Here is a 21650-nt window from a genome sequence, read left to right as displayed (position 1 = left end):
CTCGCCGCGGAAAGTGACCTCTTGTCAGGGCTCTAGCGTGCCCCCTATACTGGGGATAGCCGTTACCCCCGAACTGATCCTCCGCGGCTGGATCGAATGCCACACCCGTATCGCCCCTCGTGGCAGGGCACCTTTGGACTCCCCCGATGTCTAACACTGCAACCCAACTTCCTCCCTTCGGCTGGTACCCGGACCCCGCAGGCAGCCACATGCTGCGCTGGTGGGACGGCAAGGCGTGGACTAACCGTCTCGAAAAGCCTCGTCCCGAAATCCAGGCTGCGAATGGTTACAACCACAATCAGTCCACACTTTCGCGGCTTATCGCTTCTTAAGCTTTAGTCAGCGATACTCTGGGGCTTCCTCCCGAAAGGAAGTCCCGAGTACATGGTTGATGCACCGCGTTCGTTCATAGAGCACGTCGGTCACGTTCTTTTTCCCCGTGGACCGCTAGACCTCACAGATACTTCGCGATGCCCGGCGTGCTTTGTCACGCTCCCGCCTTCCGCGGTGTGCTCACAATGTGGGCTTGATCTCAATCACCCGGATGCCGCCCTTCTCCGCGAAGAATCACTCGACGTCGCGGCTCTGCTCGATTCCCGGCTCGAGCTCATCGGCAAGATCCGTTTCGAGACCGCCGCCGAACGCAAACGCGTTCGTGACGAAGTTCGGGATGCCGAATACGCTGCGCTCGAAGCTGCAGCAGCACAACGCGCAGCCCTCGTGGCCGCCATGTTGGAATCCAGCAATCAGACCGTTGCGGCCCCGGAGCCGCCGGCTCCGATCGAGGCTCCGGTGCATCCGCAGTTCCCGCAGTCCGCTCCCATCGCTGCTCCCACCCCGGTCGCTTCCGCGATGCTGACTCCCGTTTCAGTTCCACCCACCACTGAAGCCACAGCTCCGACAACGATCGACGCCGCCGCCGCTGCTCGCTCGCACGCTGGCATCCAAGTCATCCTGCTGATCGTGGGAGTGTCGCTGCTCTCGGTCGGCGCGATCTTCTTCCTTATTTACGCCTTCATTAGCTTTGGGCTCATTTGGCGGTCGGCGATCATCGCAACCATCACTATCGCCAGCATCGTCGGGGCAACCGTGGTGAAGAAGCGTGGGCTCTCCGCTACCGCTGAAGCGCTGTCCGCGCTTGCGATCGTGCTAGTCGGACTCGATATTTACGCTGTGCGTGCGAATGAATTACTTGTCGTCGGCGACTCTGCCGGCCGCACGTACTGGGGCTCAGCGATGATCGTCGCTGCGCTGGGATTTATGTGGTGGCATCGGGCGAGCACAATCAGGCTCGTCAATGTGGTGGCGTTCGTGGCTTTCCCGCCCGCAGCTGCCCTCGTCGTCGCCGGCTTGGCCGACGGACGGTTCCCTGAGGCCAATGTGCTGCTCCCCATGGTGGCGTTCACCACCGCGACGCTCATCTACCTCATGGCTGCGCACGGAGAATACTCGGGGCGAGCAGAGCGCACGACCATGCTCGTTTTCGCCTACCTGGGGCTCTCGATCGGGTTCTTCAGCGCCATCATCTCTCTGTTCGTCTCGTCAGAATTCGCTGGCAATCGCTCGACGGGAATCTGGCTCCTCGTCTTGGGCGCGGTAGCGGCAATCCACAGCGTCGCGGCTCATCGTGCGGCCTTCGATCCGATCATCCGCAACACTTTCGCGATGATCGCAGGTCTCACGATCGCGACAGCAGTGTCGACTCTCCTATCGAACGACTCCCCTATCGCGGTGTTCTCCGTTGCCGCTGCGCTCACCACTCTTGCGGTGCTGAGCGAGGCGAGCGGGCGACACTTCGGCGCGACAAGCCGGAGTACCACCCTGTGGGCATCGCTCGGCGTGTGGGCGATTACCGCGATTGCGCTGATCGCGCCCCTCAGTGCGTCGCTCTCTGTAGCGCTGCAGTATTTCTCTCAGACGTCCCTGCGCCGCACCACCGCGGCGAGCGCGCCGTTCGCCATCAGCGACAATGGGTGGCCTCAGCTTGCCCTCCTCAGCGTTCCAGCGATTATGGCGTTGGCGTGGTGGGCCACGCGGCAACTCCGCGGTCGGCTCTCTCTGCTGCTCGCGAGCGCAGGTGCCGCGCTCGCCCTAGCAGCGCCGCTGGCCGGAACGCTGCTGCTCGCTGTTGCGGTGTGGCTTGCGCTAGCTGTACTGGCTGTCGTGGCAATCGGTGTGAGCCAGCGCCGCCGCCCCGGACTGCGCCTCAGCACAGTCATTCTTGCCCTGGGCGGTTTCACACCGCTAGCGCTTGCCTTCGGTTCAGGATGGTCCAGCTACGGAACGTGGCTTCTCGCCAGCCTCGGCACCGCGGCCGTGCTCTTTGCCGCCCGCTACCTCGTGACCGTTGTTTCAGTTCGCACGACGATGCTGGGCTTGACGATGCTTGTGCTGTTGCTCGCGGCCGCGGGCGTGGGAGAACAGCTGCAATTCGCACTCACTCCCCTCGATCCCCATCCGCTCGAATCGTGGATGACCGTCTCGGTTCTCGCCGTCGTCATCAGCGCGCGATCGCTCTGGCCCCGCACCCGCGAAGTGACCGCCCTCGAACGACAGGTTCTGTGGTGGATAGGGATTGTCGGCACCGCAGTTGCGGGCACCATTCTTTGGGTAGCAACAGGCAGCGGGGCCCCTTTCGCGAATGCACCACTCGCCCTGAGCCTCACGTCCATCAGTCTGCTCGTCTCTGTGCTGTTCGTCGCAGTGCTCATCGTCACCATGCTGAACAACACCGCGCTGCTTGCCCGAGCATCAGCAAATACGGGCGCTACGAATGCTGCGAGCGCAACGAGTGGAACGAGTGCACCGACAGGGCGCTCGATCGAAAGCTTCGTTGCCGCTGCGGCGCTCGCGCCCGCACTGGTGTGGGCACTCGATAGTGCGAGCCGTACCGCTGGTCTCGGCGCTATAGCGATCGAGTTAGCGCCGGCCACGGCATCCGTTCTCGTCGGAGCGCTCACGATGGCCCTGCGTGTGCGGGGCCGACACACATTCGTGCGACGTATCGCTGAACTCAGCGCGCTCACCGTTGCACTGTTCACCACAGCGAGTGCAATTCTTCAGCCCCACGAGACACACTGGCTGATCGCGCTTCTCGTCTCGATCACCCTTCTGCTGGCATCGATCTCCGCCGACGGAATCGTAGGCTCACGTTCGCCACGGCGCTTCGTTATCTGGGGTGCGGTCGCATTCGCCACGTGGGCCTTGTGGCTACGCCTTGAGCAATACCGAGTCGAGGCTCTCGAGGCCTACGTACTGCCGCTTGCCGCGGTTGTGGTGGCAATCGCCATCTTTACGGCCAGAGCAGAACTACGCGAATCCCGCCTGCGTTCTGGAGCGTTCATCGCTCTCGCTGGACTGCTTATCGCCATTGTGCCGCTCGCGCTGAACTCCGCAAGTGGCTCAGGCACCAGCACCCTAGTCATCTCCGCCCTGTGTGCGGCGCTCCTGATCGCCGCGTCGTTCATTGCGCCGCGCGAGTCGTTGCTCAGTTTCTGGGGAATCGCCGTTGTCGCCTCAGCCACGGGACTCATCACCGCCACAGCAGCGCGCGTTCTCTACTCCGTGACCGCCGCACCGAGCGCGCTGCCCGAAGCAGAAGTGTGGCTCATCGGGGCTGTAGCCGTCATGACGATCGCGAGTTTCGGACTCGCCTCCGCCGGTTTCGCGCGTGTCTCGCACTCCACCCTGTGGCAGCGGTCGGGGCCCGTGCTGCTCGGCGCCGCCGTGACACTGCTGTCCGTGGTTGAAGGCATCATCGTGATTGACCCGTCTACTTCGTCGACACCGCTCACCGACATCCGGGTGCTTGCCTTAGTCGCTCTTGGCGCGGTGCTTCTCGTTGTGGGCGCGCGCTTCGCGACGCCGCCTCTCACCCCCCACGTGACCTACCTTGCGTTCACCCTCGCGTCGTTCATTGCACTCGCGACCTACGCCCTGGGCGTCGTGCAGTACCTCGAGTTCTGGCTGATCGCCGCCATCCTTGGCTTCGGGATGATCGCACGAGCACTGATTATTCGCTCGCGTGAGGTCGCGATGCTCGAACCGCAAGCGCTCTGGTGGACAGGCTTTGGCGCGACCGCATTCGCCGGAGCACACTTCTGGAACGCGAACGTCGTCGGCGGATCAGGAGTCACTGCTCCTTTCATGCTCGATGTAGCCGTCATCAATACCGTGGGTGCCGCGCTCCTCGTCGTGGCGTTGAGCTTCACCATTTTCGCTCGAGGCGCACACACGTTTGTGCCCGAGAACATTGCCGCAGCGGCAGCTCTCGCCCCCGCGACCGCCTGGCTGTTCGATAGCACCGGCAGATTACTCGAGCTCTCGGCAGTCGTGATCGAACTCGCTCCCGCAACGGCAGCTGTGCTCGTCGCTGCATTCAGCATGATTCTGCGACTGCGGGATCACCGCAGCGCTGTTCGTCGAGCAAGTGAGATCAGTGCTCTTACGGTTGCCGCAATCACGACGGTGAGTGCGGTTCTCGAGCCACAGAGCACTCCATGGCTGATCGTGTTGTTTGTGTCGGTCGCGCTGCTACTCAGTTCCATTTCGACTGACGGAGTGTTCGGATCGGCATCGCTTCGCTGCCACATGGTGTGGGCTGCGGTGGCCTTTGGCACGTGGGCACTGTGGCTTCGACTCGATCAGGCCCGCGTAGAAGCTCTTGAAGCGTACGTTCTGCCTCTCAGCGCCGTCGTGATCGTCCTCTCGATACTGATTGCACGCGCAGAGTTGAGAGCGGCGCGGCTAGCTTCCGCACCGGCGATCGCTCTCGTCGGCCTGCTCATTGCGGTGCTCCCCCTCGCGCTCAATGCTGCAGACGGCAACGGACTCCGCACTCTCATCATCGCGGGACTCTGCGGAGCTCTCTTAGTGGCTGCCGCCTTCGTAGAGCCACGCAGCGAGCTCATCGACTTCTGGGGCGTCGCAATCATTGCGTCCGCATCCGGGCTCATTCTCGCGACCGCGTCACGGGCGTTCATCCTGCTGTCTGAAAATAGAGGGCTGTTGCCCGAACTCGACTCCGGTCTGCTGGTCGCGGTTGCGCTGCTGGCTCTCGCCAGCTTCGGTGCCGCTGCCAGTGGATTCTCTCGTGACGAGAACCGCCCGGGGTGGGCAGCCATGAGCGAAGTGCTGCTCGGCAGTGCCCTCGTGCTGCTTTATGGGATGGAAATCCTGACGTTACTCGGCACAGACCAGCGAAACGCGTCGGTCGACACCGTTCGCATCATTAGTCTGGTCGCACTCGGCAGCGTTCTTCTCGTACTCGCGGCTCGTGCCTCTACGCGACCGCTTACCCACCGCATGAGCTACCTCGCCTTCACTCTCGCCAGCATCCTCGGCGTGATCGGGTACTTCGGAACGCTCGTGGAGCCACTCGAGTGGGTGTCTGTGCTTCTCGGGGTGGCTCTGCTCGCCCACGGAGGGCTGCGGATGGTGAGCGATCCGGATGCGCGCAGCATGCAGTGGCTTAGCGGCGGCCTCGTTGTGCTGCTGGCCCCCAGTCTCATCGCGACGTTTGTGGACACCGATAGCGCGGGAACTCAGTGGCGCATTGTTGCTCTCGGAATCGTCGGCGTGACGATCATCGTGCTCGGAGCCTGGCTGAAGCTCAAAGCGCCCCTCATCATTGCCACCGTTGTCGTTCTCATTCACGCTTCGCACACCTTTGCTCCCGCGCTCATCAGCTTCTACCAGCTGACCTCGTGGTGGCTGTGGGCTGTAGTCGGTGGCGCGATCGTGTTGTTCCTCGGCATTACGCTCGAGCGACGCATCCGCGATCTCAAGACGCTCAACACCAAATTCAGCGCCCTTCGCTAAGCAGAAAGAAGGCGACGCTAGCGCTGCAGCCAGGTGAGCACCGCGAGAACGCGGCGGTGGTCGCTGCCCGAATCTTCGAGATTCAGCTTCTGAAAAATTGCGGTCACGTTCTTTTCGACCGCGCCAACACCGATGACGAGCTGTTTGGCGATAGCCGCATTCGTGCGTCCCTCGGCCACGAGCGTCATGACTTCGTGCTCACGCGGAGTCAACGACATCAGCGGATCCTGACGGCGACCGACGAGTTGAGCAACAACCTCGGGATCGAGCACCGTGCTGCCGGCAGAAATCCGCTCCACCGCATCCTGCAATTCATCCAGTGACGCAACGCGATCCTTCAACAGATAGCCGACCCCGCCGCGACCCGAGGAGAGCAGCTCTTGCGCGTACACAACCTCGACATACTGCGAGAGCAAGAGGATGCCGATCTGGGGCCGCAATTCACGCAAGCGAATGGCAGCCCGCACTCCCTCATCCCGAAACGTCGGCGGCATGCGCACGTCGAGCACCACAAGATCAGGAGCACAGTCATCGAGGTTCGCGAGCAGTTCATCCGCATCGCCGAACGCACCGACAACATCGAAGCCGGCTTCGACGAGCACACGCACGAGCCCTTCGCGCAGCAGTACCGAATCATCAGCAACAGCAACGCGCAAAGGGCTCATGCGCTTAAGACTAGAGGTCAACGGGCGCCCGATCTGCACTCAGTTTGGGCAAAGGCAGCCGCGCCGTTACCGTCGTTGGCCCGCCAGCGGGGCTCTCGATCTCAAGGCGTCCGCCGACACCGCGAACACGTTCTTCGATGCCAGCAAGACCGTGGTCGGCGAGCACCGCGGCACCGCCCTGGCCGTCATCCGTGACCTGAACGAGGAGCCAGGGACGGCCATCCGTTTGCTCGGTGAGAAGCCGAACGGAGGCATGGCCAGCGTGAGCGTGCTTGGCGACGTTGGTGAGCAATTCAGCGACAACGAAGTACGACGCACGCTCGACTTCGCCCGGCAAAACGAGCGGGATCGGGAGATCGGAGGTGAGCGTCGTTGGCACGGCTGCGCGCGCGGCTACTGATTCAAGGGCTGCCACAAGGCCACGGTCGAGCAAAAGTGGCGGTGCGAACCCGCGTGACAGAGCCCGCAGTTCTTCGAGCGCTTCAGCCGACTGCGCTTGGGCTTCCGTGAGCAACTGGCGAGCCTTGTCTGGATTGGTATCGAGCTGGCGTTCAGCAGCCGCGAGATCCATCTGCAACCGCACGAGACGCTGCTGGGGGCCGTCGTGGATGTCACGCTCCAGCCGGCGAAGCGAATGACCTTCTGCCGAGAGGGCAGCGCCACGCGACTCTTCGAGGGACTGCACTTCGCGGCGAAGACCATCCGACTTGAAGGCGGTGAGGGTTCCGCGGGCAAGCCACCACTGGGTCAGAACGAGGCCGCGAGTGACGAACGGGAGGGTGGCGATGAAGATGAGGCCGATGACGAACGCAACGATGTTGTCGGCAATTACAGGGTTCCAACCGGCAGTGTTGACCCCGAAGAGGCCGAAGGACCACTCGCCGATCGACCAGTCGGGGTCGCCCGTCTGCACTTCACCATCGAGGGCCCACGCGAAGATTCCGGTAAGTCCGACGGTGAGCCACACGAAGGAGATCGTCCACGTGATGATCGTGAGAATGAAGCCAAGAATTGTGGTGTGCAGCAGGTACAGCCAGTAGTGCGCGTTGCCAAGCGTCGCAGCGAGCCAGCCGCCGAACCCTGTAGCGGCTCGGTCGTCTTGCCAATCCGGGCGCTCTAGACGGGCCCGGCCAGTCCATTCCAGAAGGTTGACATGGGCCAGCCCGAAGCCGCGGCCAACATACAACGCCAAAATCATGACAAAGAACCCGATAAGAAAGACCGCGAGTGTGCCGATCCCGGTAGCGACAAGCGACATTGCCACGCCGAATCCGGTTATCGCAATCGGGAATCCGAGGATCAGATAGAGCACCTCTTTTGGAGTGGTGCGCCACAGCTGCCAATAGGGGTTTCGGGGCTTCGTCACAGTGTCTGTAGTCATAAGTCTCTCGCTTTAGTCTCGCGCATTGGCGGGGCGGATGTTCGTCTCCTACAGAATCGCGAAAACCAGAAATACTCCCCAGCGTGGATGCACACAAAACGGCAGTGGGGATATCCCCCGTGAGCGAGCTCGGCGTTGCAGACTGGCATCCATTCGGCACTGCCGGAAACCGCGTGTTGCAGCGGGTTAGCGTTGCCTCAGCTTGCTTGCGAATTTTTTGCACCGACGTAGCGTTGTACCTGTAGAACAACGAAGGAGCACACAATGACCGAAATTAAAGCAGTTCCGCAGACCTCAGCAGACCCTGATGTCACCTCGGGTGTTGCCCAGTTCCTCGGCCCGGTCGTCACCGACCTCACGGCCCTGTCGATTGACGGCAAGCAGGCTCACTGGCACGTTCGCGGCGCGAACTTCCAGGCCGTCCATGAACTTCTCGACGTCATCGTCGACCACGCCCGCGAGTGGGCTGACACGGCAGCAGAGCGCGTAGTCGCTCTCGGACTTCCGATTGACGCTCGCACGCAGACCGTCGGCGCGAAGGCAACGACCCCCAGCATGACCGCTGGCTTCCAGCAGTCCGACGAGGTCATCGCGCAGGTTATCGCCGCGATCGACGCGACTCTCGTGACCGTCCGCACTGCCGTCGACGAGCTCGGTGAGCTCGACAAGGTCAGCGAAGACGTCGCGATTGAGATCGCCCGTGGGCTGGAGAAGGACCGCTGGTTCCTCTTCGCTCACCTCGCCACCAAGTAACTTCTCTGGCGGTCGCTTCGCGCGCGACTAGTTGAGCCTACGATTCGTAGTAGCTACAGCTGGTTGTGAGTGAAGCGCCCGGCCAGGATCGTCGCGTCAACCCGCATCGCCCGCAGCTCTTCACCGCTGCAGTCGAGCGGGTTTTTGCGTGTCACGACAATGTCAGCAACTTCGCCCACGGCAATGGTCGATTGCACTGAGGCCTTGAGAGCTTCGGCTACGGTGATGCGCTGTTCGGGATACCACGGCTCCCGCCCATCGCGGCTGCGACTCACAGCCGACGCGATCGCTGCCCACGGGTCAAGCGGGGCGACCGGAGCATCCGATCCCATCAGAAGTTCGATGCCGGCATCGAGCATGGAACGCAGCGCGATCGTGCGGTGGTTGCGTCCGGGCCAGAGAGCGTCGGCAACATCGCGGTCATCCATGGCGTGTTCGGGTTGCACGCTCGCTGCGATTCCGAGAGCCGCGAAGCGAGGCAAGTCCGATTCAGAAAGTGACTGGGCGTGCTCGATTCGGCCACGGCATCCGACGATTTCAAAAGCGTCGAGGGCAAGCGTGTTCGCGTCATCGCCGATGGCGTGCACGGCGGGCGACAAACCGGCGCCGCTGGCGGTGCGGATCCATTCGACGAGTTCATCAGCGGGGATATTGAGCACTCCCCTGTTGTGTGGTTCGCCCGGGTAGTGCTCGACGCAGTACGCGGTGCGGGTGTTGAGAGAGCCGTCAGTGATGATCTTGAACGGCCCGACTTCGAGCAGCGGCGCCAACTGTTGCCCGGTGGCGAGGCCTTCGAAAATGGCGCGTTCCAGGAAGCGCGGGTAAACACCAACGCGCACGCGAAACAGATCGAACCCTTCGAGCATGCGGCGCTGCCAGTTCTCGAACTCCCAGGTCATTTCGAGATCGACGATTCCGACGACGCCACGGGATGCCGCTTCCGCAGCCCCGTCACGGATCCAACCGTCAAGAATGTCGGGTTCCACTCGGCTGAGCGCACTTCCGACAGCGAAGGCTTCTTCTTCGCGCAGGAACCCGGTGGGGTGGTCGTAAAAGCCGAAGCGTTCGAGCGCGAGGCTGTTGAGCCAACAGGAATGCAGGTCGCCGCTGACGAGCACGACGGCGATGTCGGAGACGGCCGAGTCGAGCAGGGCGCGAGTGGGCTGGTCGGGCCAGAGGGCATCGCGGAAGCCTTGCCCCACGATGATGCCGTCGGACTGCGGGAGCACCGAGGTCGCGAGGGTGACAGCAACTTCGGTGGCCGAGGTCGTGTGGCTGAGATCAAGGCGCTGCGATTGCTGCGCCCACATGCTGGAGTGCACGTGCTGATCCCACAGGCCGGGCATGATCCAGCGGCCGTCGAGATCGATGGTGTCGTGATCGGCAGCGTCGCTGTCTGCAGCAACGTCGCCAGCGGCATCCGCCGACTGCCCGTGGGGTTCGATAGCGGAGATGCGTCCCTCGGTGAGGGTGACATCGACCAGGGCGGAGGCATCGTCGCCGACGATGCGCGCGTTAGTCAGTTTCACTCGGTAGTGCCCTTGTCATTTCTGCGGCTAGTTCTGAGCTAGCGTACGCGCAGTTAGAGCGGTGACACACTTTAGCTACCTAGTGGCGCTTGGCAGCTGGGGCACCAGTACAGCTTGCGGGCCGAAGCGAGTTCCATCGCGATGTTCGTGCCACACACACGGCACGGCAGACCTTCGCGGTGATACACCCAGTGACGGTCATCCCTGCTCGCGAGCGCGGCCGTGTAGTCGTCGCCGGTGAGCCCATCCATCGTCATCATCTGGCCGGTACGCACACCGATTTCTAGCAAGTGTGCCCAGTCGCGCCAGAGTTCGCGCACCAGTTCTTCGGGAATGAGCTTGCCCGGCGTATGCGGATCGAGGCGAGCGCGGAACAGAATCTCGGCGCGGTAGACGTTGCCAATACCGCTGACGATCGACTGATCCATGAGTTGGATGCCGATAGCCGTCTGCTTCTTGCGAACGGTAGCGACGAAACGCTCTTCGGCCTCGCCGTTGTCGTCGACGAGCGGGTCGGGCCCGAGCTTGTTGAGCGCGACCTGCACTTCGTCGGGATTCAGCACTTCGCACGCGGTGGGCCCGCGCAGGTCAGCACACGTCGTGTCGGTCAGCAGCCGAACGCGCACGGCGCCGATGGGCTCGGGCGGAAACTCTGAGACGGTGTCGCTGGCTTTCTCTTGCTCCGACATGCGCAAGCGAGTGCGCCGTGGGGCACCGATGCTCGCGAGCGAATCCTCGTGCTCCCCCACAACAGTGCCGTGCTGGTTGGTCTGCCCCATACGCCCGGCAGCCGATGCCGTAGTCGCATCGGCAGTGAAATTGCCCGCGAAGTCCCACGCTCCGTAGAGCCCGAGGTGCACGCGCAGCCAGCGGTCGTGCTCGAATTCGAGGAACATCTGCTTGCCCACGGCTTTGGCGCTGAGCATCCGCAACCCATCGATGCGTTCGGCTCCCGCAGCAAAGCGACCTTGCGGAGACGACACTGCGACGGTTTTGCCGACGAAGTGCAGCGCGAACTGGCGCGCGATGCGATGTACGGAATGCCCCTCAGGCATTAGTCGGTGAAGGGGTGCGCGGCGATAGCGCCAGTCGTCTCGTACTCGGCGAGCTGAGCGATGCGGCGGGCGTGACGCTCGTCACCCGAGAAGGGCTCCGCAATGAAGAGGTCGATGAAGCGGGTGGCTTCGTCGACAGTGTGCTGGCGAGCGCCGATAGAGATGACGTTGGCGTCGTTGTGCTGGCGGGCCAGAGCGGCGGTCGAGTCATTCCAGACGAGAGCAGCGCGGATGCCCACAACCTTGTTGGCGGCGATCTGCTCACCGTTTCCCGACCCTCCAAAGACAACACCAAGCGCGTCAACACCGGCGGCCTGGTCGGCGGCAACACCACGGGCTGCGGCGATGCAGAACCCGGGGTAATCATCGAGAGCGTCGTAGGCAACCGGGCCGTGGTCGATGACCTGGTGACCCGCATCCGTGAGGTGCTGCTGCAGGGTGGCACTGAACTCGAGGCCGGCGTGATCGGTGGCGATATGGATGCGCATTCCTCCAGTCTACGGTTGCCTGTGAACGCCACTGGTTACATTGCCGGGGTGCGGCATAAGGTAGATAGGTGCGGTCACAAACCGCCCCCAATTGAAGGAGTTGTACGTGCCCGGAGAGAACCTCACCCGAGTTGAAGCGCAAGAACGTAAAGCGATTGTCAACGTTGACAGCTATGAGATTGCGCTCGACCTCACTACGGGTCCTGAGACGTTTAAGAGCAGCACGACTGTTCGCTTTACTGCCACTGCTGGCGCATCCACTTTCATTGATTCGATCACCCGCACGGTTGATTCGGTCACGCTCAACGGCACCGCTCTTGATGTTGCTGCTGTGAACGATGGTGTGCGCATCCAGCTCGACAACCTTGCTGAGAACAACGTTCTTGAGGTTGTGGCGGATGCCGAATACACCAACACCGGTGAGGGCCTGCATCGCTTCGTTGACCCTGTTGATGAAGAGGTTTATCTGTACTCGCAGTTCGAGGTGCCCGACTCGCGTCGCGTGTTCGCTGTGTTCGAGCAGCCTGACCTCAAGGCCACGTTCCAGTTCACGGTGACCGCACCGGCACGCTGGGCCATGATCAGCAACTCGCCAACCCCTGAGCCTGTGGTGGATGGCGAGAACGCCACGTGGGAGTTCCCGCCCACTCAGATCATGTCGAGCTACATCACCGCGATCGTGGCGGGCCCGTATGCCGAGGTTCGCGACGAGCTCACCTCGAGCGACGGCCGCGTCATCCCCCTCGGAATTTTCACGCGTGCGTCGCTGAGCGAGTACCTCGATGCTGACTACATTTTCGAGAAGACCAAGCAGGGCTTCGAGTACTTCGAAAAGCACTTCCAGTACCCGTACCCCTTCGAGAAGTACGACCAGATGTTCGTGCCCGAGTTCAACGCGGGTGCCATGGAGAACGCGGGCGCTGTCACGTTCACCGAGACGTATGTGTTCCGTTCGAAGGTGACCGACGCCATCAAGGAACGTCGCGTTGTCACGATTCTGCACGAGCTGGCTCACATGTGGTTCGGCGACCTCGTCACCATGAAGTGGTGGAACGACCTGTGGCTCAACGAGTCGTTCGCCGAGTGGGCATCGACTATCGCTACTGCTGAAGCTACCGAGTGGACCGAAGCATGGACCACGTTCGCGGCTATGGAGAAGAGCTGGGCGTACAAGCAAGACCAGCTTCCCTCGACCCACCCCGTCTATGCCTCGATCAACGACCTCGATGATGTTCTCGTCAACTTCGACGGCATCACCTATGCCAAGGGCGGCTCGATTCTCAAGCAGCTCGTTGCTTGGGTTGGCCTCGAAGCGTTCATGGCGGGTGTGGCCGCGTACTTCAAGAAGCACGCCTACGGCAACACCGAGCTCAAGGATCTGCTGGTCGAGCTGGAGAAGACCAGTGGCCGCGAGCTCATGGAGTGGAGCAAGCTCTGGCTTGAGACCGCTGGTGTGAACACGCTGCGCCCGGATGTGGTGACCGCTGAAGACGGAACCGTCGAAAGCTTCGCGATCGTTCAGACCGCCACCGAGGACTACCCCACGATTCGCCCGCACCGTCTGGCCATCGGGTACTACTCCCTGCAGGACGGCAAGCTCGTTCGCCACCACCGCATCGAGATCGATGTTGTGGGCGAGCGCACCGAGGTTCCCGAGCTCGTCGGCACGACGCGCCCCGACCTCATCCTGATCAACGATGACGACCTTGCCTACGCGAAGATCCGTCTCGATGACTCCTCGCTTGCTGTCGCGATGAAGCACCTCTCTGACATCACTGACCCGCTGGCTCGCGCCATCGTGTGGGGTGCCGCCTGGGATGCTGCTCGCGATGCTGAGACTCCGGCCAGCGATTATGTTGCCCTGGTTCTCGGCAACATTGCGTCGGAGACCGAGTCGACCACCATCCGCACCACGCTCGCGCAGCTGGTTTTGGTTGCTAAGCAGTACGTTGCTCCCGAACGTCGTGCCGCCACGATCGAGAAGATTGGCGACACCCTGTGGGGTCTCGCTCAGAGTGCTGAAGCGGGATCGGATGCTCAGTTCCAGTTCGTGAAGTACTTCGCGAATGTGGCCTCCACCGAACAGCACGTCACGGTGCTTCGCGCTCTGCTCAGCGGTTCGACCACGCTCGAGGGTCTTGAGATTGATACTGACCTGAGCTGGGAGCTTCTGGAGGGCCTCGTGCTCAACGGTGCTGCCGGTGATGCTGAAGTGGATGAGGCTCTCGCCAAGGACAAGACGGCAAACGGCCAGCAGGCTGCGGCCCGCGCTCGCGCCACGATCACCACGGAGGCGGGCAAGCAGGCCGCCTTCGACTCGCTCGTAAAGAGTGACAAGGCGCCGAACGCGATCGTGCGCAACGTGACCATGGGCTACACCCACGTGAACGACCCCGCTGTGCTGGAAGCTTTTGTGGCTCCGTACTTTGAGGCGATCAACGATGTGTGGAAGAACCGCAGCTACGCGATTGCCGAGACGGTCCTGCGTGGCCTCTATCCGGCACCGTTGGCTAACCAGGGTCTCGTGGATGCCACGAACGCCTGGCTCGAGGCGAACCCCGATGTGCCGGCCCTGCGCCGCATCATCGTGGAAAACCTTGCGGGTGTTGAGCGTGCGCTAATCGTTCAGGCTCGCGACAACTCCTAACCCCTTTCAGCCGCCTCACGGCGGGCATGCTGGGGCCTAGCGGTGACTACACAGAAGTCACTCGCTAGGCTCCGAGCATGGAAGATTTCACGTGGGATGGGCTGTGGGCCACCCTTGGCGCCATTGACGGCAGCCTTCATCTGCTGCGCGGCCTCGCGATTGTTGTCGGCGCGTGGTTGCTGCGCTTCGTGCTGCTGTTCGTCATCAAGCGCGTTGTTGATCGCGTCGTCAACGGTGTCAAACACAAAGAAAACATTCACGACACCCAAGTTCTGCTGACCTCGCCGCTGGCTGCGGTTCGAGTCGTTCAGCGCACGCGCACCCTCGGCGGCGTGCTTTCCAGTATCGTCACCGTCGTCATTGTGATCATCGTGATGATCTTGCTCTTCGACCTCTTCGCGCCGAACGCCACTGGCGCCTTCGCGCTCATCACGGCTGCAACCGGTGCCGGGCTCGGTTTCGGCGCCCAAAACGTCGTTAAGGACGTACTGAACGGTCTATTCATGGTGGCCGAGGATCAGTTGGGCGTGGGCGACATTGTTGACCTCGGGCCCGCTGTGGGTGTGGTGGAGTCGGTCGACATCCGCACCACACAGGTTCGCGACGTGAACGGCACCCTGTGGTTTGTGCGCAACGGTGAGATCACCAGAGTGGGCAATATGTCGCAGGGCTGGGCCCGCGTGATCATCGACTTGGCTGTACCGTATGACTCTGATGTGGATGCCGTGCAGGAGCGCATCCTGAAGACCGCGGTTGATCTGTCGAAGACGCCCAAGTGGGCTACCCGCATTTTGGAGAAGCCCGAGATTTGGGGCATTGAATCTATTTCGTCGGAGGCGGTGGTTGTTCGCCTGGTGGTGAAGACGGCATCCGCGACGAAGGATGATGTTGCTCGCGAGTTGCGGGCCCGCTTGAAGAAGGATCTGGACGAGGCGGGTGTCAAACTTCCCGCTTTGAACTCGATCGTGTTGAGTGGCTTTGAGGGTGCTGCGAGTGTGCGAGGTGCACGACCGCCCCGCACGCGCCCGGTGCCCGTGAGTTTTCCCGAGGAGAAGCCGAAGAAATGACCGAATCCGAGAATGTGGCTGGGCCGGAGAACGTAGCTGGTGCCGGTGCCGAGAACGTGGCCGAGGGTGCGAATGCGGCTGAACCTAGCAACACGGCTGAACCCGCGAAGCGCCCCAAGATTCGCATCATTGCGAAGCCAGCAGTGACTCCGGATGCTCCGGCCGATTCGATGTGGGAACTCATCGGCGGTCGCGCCACGTTCGAGAAGCTCGTGCGCGAGTTCTACGTGGGCGTCGCAACGGATGAGGTTTTGCTGCCGATGTACCCAGAGCAGCCCGACCTTGAGGGTGCCATCCAGCGCCTCACGGGTTTCCTGGAACAGTATTGGGGCGGCCCGAACACGTACAGCCAGGAACGCGGACACCCCCGCCTTCGCCAGCGCCACATGCCCTTCAAGGTGAACCCGGATGCCCGTGACCGCTGGTTGCACCACATGCGCAACGCCCTCGACACTCTCGAATTGCCGCCGCTCTACGATGCCGAAATCTGGGCGTATCTCGACCGTGCCGCGCACGCCATGGTGAATACGTTTGAGGACTAGCCGTTCTACCTCGTGGAACGCATTGCTTCCAGCCACACATCTCGCCCATAGAATATTCGGATGTGGCCAAAGCTGTCGGGTTGCACTGCCTCACACGTCGATTCATCATCGACTCAGGAGAACTACCCATCAGCTGTCGACCCCGTAGCATGAACGTATGTTGCAACGCCGCGCTTCAATCGCCTTGGTACTGTCAGTTCTACTAATTAGCGGCTGTTCGACCGCAGCTACGATCTCAGCCCCTGAGGTATCGCCCACATCAGACGAAGTGGCTCCCAATCCAACCAATTTTGGGCTCATGGAGCGCGAGTATCTTCCTCTGCCTTACGGCCACGATTTCTATATGCCACAGCTCGTTGGGCTGAATTTTGCAGACGTGCGGGCGATCGCGGACGAGTTCGATTTCTCGGTGGAGTATCAAGATGCTTCTGAGGCTGATCGAATTGCTTGGGTAAGGGGAAATTGGGCGGTCGTCGGCCAAGATCCGATCGTTGGTACACCGATGAAGGACGGGGAATTCGCCGATCTTCTAGTTCTCAAAAAGTCAGAGTCGGTCGACGCGATCGCGGCGACGCTTAGGACTGATTTTCATCTCAACGAAAAACGTTTCGTTGGCACCGTTACTTCGACAACTGAGGGTTTCGGGAGAATAATCATCGACGATGCCACGATCGATCTCGACTTGATTAGCCCAATCGCGGGCGGATGCGCAAGCCCCTCGGCCGAAGCCGATTTCGACAACGCGCGGGTTGCTCTAGAGGCTGTAATCCCTCTGGGGTCACGCGTGCTCGTGGTCCGCAGCGCAAGTAAAGGGGATGGATTCCTTCATGTTCTCCGAGACGCCAGTGATCTAGACGACGCACCCGCTAATTCTGCTAATGAAGAGCTGGTGAGCACCGGCTGGTGGGAGCCTTCAGCAACGCAGTTCAGCGGCGGCTATGACATCGACCACCACAACGACGCCGCGGTCACGAGCTACATTCCGAAATCAGATCTGAGTGGCGCGCAACTTGAGTATTCACCGCTGATAGCCGCAGCCGCCAATGACGGTGTCCGGAACTCCGTAGGAGGGCTAGGCACGTGTAGGGATCTTGCAGAGAATAACTTGGCGGATGCACAAGTGCGGCGGGCTGCGGAGGAAGAGAGACAGCGGCTCTTTAACCTTGAGATTGAACGCAAGATTCGAGAGGGCTATTTCAGCTGTCGCGACGGCGACGGCGATGGCATCTGCTACGAACGCTGATCCTTTCAAGAGATGCCAGCGATAAAGATGATGATCGCCAAAGCGGCAGCAGCCCCTTCGAGGATTCCGCGTCACGACTCGACAGGGCGGCACAGAATCCACGCTGTATGTTGACCTAGTTGTGCACGGTGCGGTGCGAATCCCAGCCCTCGACACTTTAAAACTCCCCACCCCCTCTATGATGCCGAAATCTGGGCGTACCTCGACCGTGCCGCGCACGCCATGGTCAATACGTTCGAGGATTAATCTCGACTATTCGTCATAAATTGGTCTATTGCGCTTTCTTCAGCAACAGGCCTTCCCTAAACTGGCGCCGGATAGCGAGCCCCAGCACCCGAGCACAGCCAATTCACGTCTCGACCGGCGGTGGTCGGTGGGGCCTCTGTGCATGAGGCGTCACTCCGTTAGTGCCTAGAGGTTATCCGCAACCAATACTCGGAATGACTACGACTAAGGATTAGGGATTGTGAAGAGCCTCACAGCATTATTTTTTACCAGCGCACTACTTCTAACGTTGACGGCCTGTAGCAGCGGCAGCGCAAGCATCGACGGCACCGGCGCAATCAGCTCAGAGGAAGACTCAGCGGGATACACGGTTGATGTCGAGGAATTGGATGTCACGGCCTTCCCCGAGGACTACCCGCTGATCCCAGCGGATGATTTCGCTGCGGCGTTCGAGGAGCTGAAGGCGGCAAACCTCAGCGGAGACGCCACGAGCTATCAGGATGTTGCCGACATGTTCGGTGTTGACGGCGCTTACTACGTGAACAATGACTACGACGCCGGCGGGGTCATCTTCGAATACCACGGTTGGTATGCCGACAACGACACCAACCTTGTCGTCACTTTTGAGGTCAGCGGCGACGACCTCGACGTGTATGCCTACACCGGAAACGGCATCAGCTAGGCGCAGCCGCGCTCTGTTCCGCTAACTTTCCGCCGTCGCGCACGGTGGGGTTTTCTCGACATCCCCACCGTGCGCGATGTGCATTTAACGTTCCTTGAGGAATTTGAAATGTGCTGCCGCGTGTTCGGTCTGTGACGGCTTCGGGTGATGTTTCTTGCCCGCCAGAAGCGCGCGGTCGAAGCACTCCATGTACTCGTCCGTGGCGCCGACACTCACGATTTGGCGAACCTCGGGAAAGTAGATTTCACCGGGGCTCACGTGGAAATATTTCTTGTTGGGCTCGAGTGATCGGATCCCGTCGGCAGTGACGGCGAAGTAGGGCTCCACGCGTTCCCACACCGGTGCGTCGCTCACATCCCAGACATGCGCGTCGAAGCCAACGATTAGGCCCTCGGGGCTGATGACGATGGTTTGACCCTTCGCACCGCTGGGAAGCATGAGGTGTCTGGTCTTCTTGGTCAGGGCAACATCCACGATGACCCGCGAAGGCACCCTTGGGGCGCGTTCGATCCCTAGCCGTGTCGCGATGTCGCTGGGCTTTCGCGACTCAATCGACGTAATGGTGTCGGCTACGGCATCGGCGACCTTGTGCTGAGTTATCGTGCGCTCTGGCGAAAGCACTACGAACACCGGTGGGAGTTTCTCTCGGTACACGCAGAAGCAGGCGAGCGGACGGAACGGTTTGATCAGACCCTGTGTCTGCTCGGTAGGGTCCTCGCCCTGCGCATCCGCATCGGGCATGAGCCGAAAGGTTACCTTTGCACGCCGAAGCGTCTCGATAGCGGGGCTAGTGATGGCCATGACGCCCACTATATTGGTCGCGCGCGCTGTGACGCCCGCCTCACCGCTTCAGCTTCGTCTGAACTTCAGGGGTTACCGTGAGGGTATGGAGATCACGCTGCAATACTTCGAGGGCTGCCCCAACTGGAGGGTTGCCGATCAGCACATCACCGAGCTCGTACGAGAGTTCCCGCAGATCACGGTGTCGCGACACCTGGTCGACACGGTCGAGGAAGCTGAGCGCGTGGGGTTCCGCGGGTCGCCGAGCATCCTCTTCAATGGCGTGGATCCCTTTGCCCAGCCGGATGCCCCGGTCGGGCTTGCCTGCCGCCGCTACGTCACCCCGGATGGCTTTGCCGGCGCACCCACCGTTGACCAACTGCGAGAGAAGCTGCGGGGCTTGTAGACCTTGACCTGCGATCCCCGAACACAGGCGGATGGTTTTCCGACCAACGCATTGCTGAAACACCCGGGGCGACAAGGGTTCTGGTCGACAAGAGCACCGACCGCATAATCGGCGACACCTCCTCGGGGACGACTATGCCGAACTCGCAAACACGATCGCAATGAAGAACGGCCTCGCTACGCACCAGATCAAGTTCACCATCGCCGCGCACCCGTCGACGCAGGCAGATCAAGGGTCGATGGCTTTGAGGCGTGGAAGTGTCCGGAGCATCCCGACATTGAGGGCGCCGGCGTGAACCCAAAGACCCTCGCTGAGGGGCATTGACAGCAGAACAAGTACGTCTAGGAATGCAGGCACCTTGTCTACGCGTGCGGTGCATGACTTTCAACGTGAACCCGGATGCCCGCTGCCGCTGCCGCTGCCGCTGCTTTTGCATAATGCAGGCGGGGCGATGTCCCGGGCCTCTCCTGCGCTGCGATGCCGAGTTTGGGCTGAGATCACCCGCTTGTCCGCCGAGTCTCCGGCCCTTTTCCCCTGCTTACGCGAGAGCGACGCTACTGTTGGAGATGTGCTCATTATTTGCTGATAATCACGCGGACCTCGAAGGAGTTTAGCTTTGACTAAACCTGATCGCTCACCTATATTTGATTCAGAAGTAGTGAGTTTCCACGTTTGCTACGGAATGAGGGCTGACGGCTCGCTTCCGGCGGTGAGCTTACTAGATGGCCTAGAGGAAGAGACCCTCCCCGACTTCGATGGTCCAGCGCGGCTTTTGGAGGGTCTCGAGGACAAGATATGGGCGCTGTGCACAGGCGAGGACCTTCCGCTCGCAGCTTACAACTACCTGCATGACGGGATTTGGGAGCTAAGGGAAAAGAACGTACGACTCACCTACTACGACACAGACGGTATAGGCAATTTCTCCCCAAAGTCTGGTGAACGCAAATGGGCGATGGGTCAGGGCAAGAACCGAAATTTTTATATCCCAGAGGAAATGGACAAGTTCATTCGTCTCGGCCACTGGTTCAAGAAAATTGGCCAAAAGACCGACGAAGCTGACTTGCAGAACAGCTATCAGGTAAGGGTGGAGGATTTAGAACATGACAAAAACACAAAGGCCATCGCGGACCAAGCTGCTCTCACAAAAGAATGAGAATTCGAAGCTTGTCGTTCAGATTTCTGCCTCGCGCTTGCGAGAACGAAAAGCAGCCCGCCTTGAGCGCCAGGTACTGCTTCTGATCGAGCAAGCAATGCAGAATACGAGGTTTACCCAGGCCGCACTCGCAGAAGCGTTGGGCGTGACCGCCGGCCGTATTTCACAGGTCCTCAACGGTGATGGCAATTTGACGATCGCCAGCTTGGCCCGGACACTGGCAGCCCTCGAATATGAAGTATTCATGACAGCCGAATCCGTAAACCACTCGTTACCGCCTATTCGGCCACGAATTCATCGCGCTCCCGCGAGTCGCGAGAGCGTTGAGATCGACGTTTACCGACAGACGATAATGAGCAAAGGCCAATTATCTCATCGCTTGACGATGGTCGATGCCGGAGTGGACATAGACGCTAAAACTGTCGGAGCTCCGGAGAGGATCACTCGGATTGCTTACGATCGTCGTTACAGTTGGAGCGCGCATTTGGCACCTGAGTCGCACTTGGTCGGAACAGACTCACCGGACTGCTCGAGCTCTCGGAGGCAGAAATAATGATCAACGAAGTCGATTTTGAAGTCGAGAGCATTTTCTTGCAGGCATGTGGCATTCAACGCGGGCCGAAGAAACCAACGCTTCAGGGGCTCGGGACTGAGGTCTCTTACGGGATTCCGAATGCGGAATTCAAAGCTGGAGACAGAATGGTTCGCATTACAACTCGTATGGACGCCACGATAAGCGCCTCCACGGATGATGAGTCTGAAATCACTCAAAGTGAAGGTGGCCCAGATGCCACAGACGAGAGCGAAGTAATCGGAGTTCTATTTTCGGAGCACGTTGTAACGTTCGAAGCGAGTCGTATCTTGGGTGAGATCGATTCTCACGACGGCGGGACTTTGGAAGCTGCTGTCGAGCGAGCGAATCAGGAGCTTTATCCTTATCACCGACAGATGATCGAAGATCTCAGTTCAAAGCTTGGACTACCGCCTTTTCGGCTTCCCCCCACGCACGATAAGTTCTTTTCACTCGGCGAGCGCTCTGGGCCTGCTCCTAGTGAGAACCGCGCCTAAACTAGCCGTCTGGGGCGGCTCGAAATCGCTGAACCGCAGTAAATCGTCGAATTGAAACCGACCTCCGTCGAGTAGAGACTCCACCGCCTCGATAGAGAGGTTCGTTTTCCCCGCTTCCCAATTTTCAATGACGTTGGCACAAAAAG

At 60.7% G+C, this 21650-nt stretch carries 18 protein-coding genes; 12 read left to right on the top strand and 6 right to left on the bottom strand.

What is annotated here, in order from left to right; genetic code table 11:
• The first annotated feature begins 146 nt into the window (after positions 1-146).
• Both I6E73_RS06660 and I6E73_RS06655 read left to right on the top strand, forming a co-directional pair.
• Entirely contained in the window at positions 147-332 is a 186-nt protein-coding gene (locus I6E73_RS06660; RefSeq protein WP_197105935.1) for a DUF2510 domain-containing protein, read from the top strand.
• A gap of 175 nt (positions 333-507) precedes the next feature.
• Entirely contained in the window at positions 508-5820 is a 5313-nt protein-coding gene (locus tag I6E73_RS06655) for an SCO7613 C-terminal domain-containing membrane protein (protein ID WP_197124049.1), read from the top strand.
• A gap of 17 nt (positions 5821-5837) precedes the next feature.
• Here the strand turns inward: I6E73_RS06655 and I6E73_RS06650 are convergent, their stop codons facing one another.
• Positions 5838-6485 carry a response regulator transcription factor gene (locus I6E73_RS06650; protein WP_231600582.1) on the bottom strand — a complete coding sequence of 216 codons (648 nt, stop codon included), beginning with the start codon at positions 6483-6485 and terminating at the stop codon, positions 5838-5840.
• 10 nt (positions 6486-6495) lie between these two features.
• On the bottom strand, positions 6496-7866 hold the full coding sequence (locus I6E73_RS06645) for a sensor histidine kinase (RefSeq protein WP_197124047.1): 1371 nt from the start codon (positions 7864-7866) through the stop codon (positions 6496-6498).
• A 264-nt stretch (positions 7867-8130) separates the two neighbouring features.
• On the opposite strand from I6E73_RS06645, the gene I6E73_RS06640 reads away from it, so the two are divergent.
• On the top strand, positions 8131-8619 hold the full coding sequence (locus I6E73_RS06640) for a Dps family protein (RefSeq protein WP_197124045.1): 489 nt from the start codon (positions 8131-8133) through the stop codon (positions 8617-8619).
• Between the two features lie 53 nt (positions 8620-8672).
• Here the strand turns inward: I6E73_RS06640 and I6E73_RS06635 are convergent, their stop codons facing one another.
• The 3 genes from I6E73_RS06635 to I6E73_RS06625 all read right to left on the bottom strand — a co-directional run bounded on the left by I6E73_RS06635 (position 8673) and on the right by I6E73_RS06625 (position 11691).
• Positions 8673-10148, bottom strand: coding sequence for an amidohydrolase (locus tag I6E73_RS06635; RefSeq protein ID WP_197124043.1), 1476 nt, complete (start codon positions 10146-10148; stop codon positions 8673-8675).
• A gap of 71 nt (positions 10149-10219) precedes the next feature.
• Complete coding sequence (locus I6E73_RS06630) at positions 10220-11203, bottom strand: Fpg/Nei family DNA glycosylase (protein WP_197124041.1); 984 nt, start codon at positions 11201-11203, stop codon at positions 10220-10222.
• The gene (locus tag I6E73_RS06625) at positions 11203-11691 is read right to left on the bottom strand and encodes a ribose-5-phosphate isomerase (RefSeq protein WP_197124039.1); all 489 of its coding nucleotides are present in this window, start codon (positions 11689-11691) and stop codon (positions 11203-11205) included. The genes I6E73_RS06630 and I6E73_RS06625 overlap by 1 nt, the downstream gene beginning before the upstream one ends.
• Before the next feature lie 106 nt (positions 11692-11797).
• On the opposite strand from I6E73_RS06625, the gene pepN reads away from it, so the two are divergent.
• The 5 genes from pepN (at position 11798) to I6E73_RS06600 (ending at position 18097) form a co-directional block, all read left to right on the top strand.
• Complete coding sequence (gene pepN / locus I6E73_RS06620; RefSeq protein WP_197124037.1) at positions 11798-14338, top strand: aminopeptidase N; 2541 nt, start codon at positions 11798-11800, stop codon at positions 14336-14338.
• Positions 14339-14415: 77 nt separating this feature from the next.
• On the top strand, positions 14416-15405 hold the full coding sequence (locus I6E73_RS06615) for a mechanosensitive ion channel family protein (protein WP_197124035.1): 990 nt from the start codon (positions 14416-14418) through the stop codon (positions 15403-15405).
• A gap of 170 nt (positions 15406-15575) precedes the next feature.
• Complete coding sequence (locus I6E73_RS06610) at positions 15576-15947, top strand: globin (protein WP_197125186.1); 372 nt, start codon at positions 15576-15578, stop codon at positions 15945-15947.
• A 157-nt stretch (positions 15948-16104) separates the two neighbouring features.
• Positions 16105-17190 carry a hypothetical protein gene (locus I6E73_RS06605; protein ID WP_197124033.1) on the top strand — a complete coding sequence of 362 codons (1086 nt, stop codon included), beginning with the start codon at positions 16105-16107 and terminating at the stop codon, positions 17188-17190.
• A gap of 514 nt (positions 17191-17704) precedes the next feature.
• A complete protein-coding gene (locus I6E73_RS06600) occupies positions 17705-18097 on the top strand; it encodes a hypothetical protein (protein WP_197124031.1) in 393 nt (130 codons plus the stop codon).
• Positions 18098-18181: 84 nt separating this feature from the next.
• Here I6E73_RS06600 and I6E73_RS06595 read toward each other — a convergent pair whose 3' ends face one another.
• Positions 18182-18898 carry a hypothetical protein gene (locus I6E73_RS06595; RefSeq protein ID WP_197124029.1) on the bottom strand — a complete coding sequence of 239 codons (717 nt, stop codon included), beginning with the start codon at positions 18896-18898 and terminating at the stop codon, positions 18182-18184.
• An 85-nt stretch (positions 18899-18983) separates the two neighbouring features.
• On the opposite strand from I6E73_RS06595, the gene I6E73_RS06590 reads away from it, so the two are divergent.
• From I6E73_RS06590 to I6E73_RS06575, 4 genes are all read left to right on the top strand, one after another.
• Positions 18984-19283: a thioredoxin family protein gene (locus I6E73_RS06590; RefSeq protein WP_197124027.1), complete on the top strand. Its 300-nt coding sequence runs from the start codon at positions 18984-18986 to the stop codon at positions 19281-19283.
• A gap of 616 nt (positions 19284-19899) precedes the next feature.
• On the top strand, positions 19900-20436 hold the full coding sequence (locus I6E73_RS06585; RefSeq protein ID WP_197124025.1) for a hypothetical protein: 537 nt from the start codon (positions 19900-19902) through the stop codon (positions 20434-20436).
• Entirely contained in the window at positions 20384-20989 is a 606-nt protein-coding gene (locus tag I6E73_RS06580) for a helix-turn-helix transcriptional regulator (protein WP_197124023.1), read from the top strand. Before I6E73_RS06585 ends, I6E73_RS06580 begins: the two co-directional genes overlap by 53 nt.
• Complete coding sequence (locus I6E73_RS06575; RefSeq protein WP_197124021.1) at positions 20989-21504, top strand: hypothetical protein; 516 nt, start codon at positions 20989-20991, stop codon at positions 21502-21504. The genes I6E73_RS06580 and I6E73_RS06575 overlap by 1 nt, the downstream gene beginning before the upstream one ends.
• Positions 21505-21650: the final 146 nt, after the last annotated feature.

It is taken from the genome of Salinibacterium sp. SWN248 (assembly GCF_015864575.1).
GTDB lineage: Bacteria > Actinomycetota > Actinomycetes > Actinomycetales > Microbacteriaceae > Rhodoglobus.
Note: the sequence above shows the minus strand (reverse complement) of the source record. Positions and strands in the feature narration are given on the sequence as shown.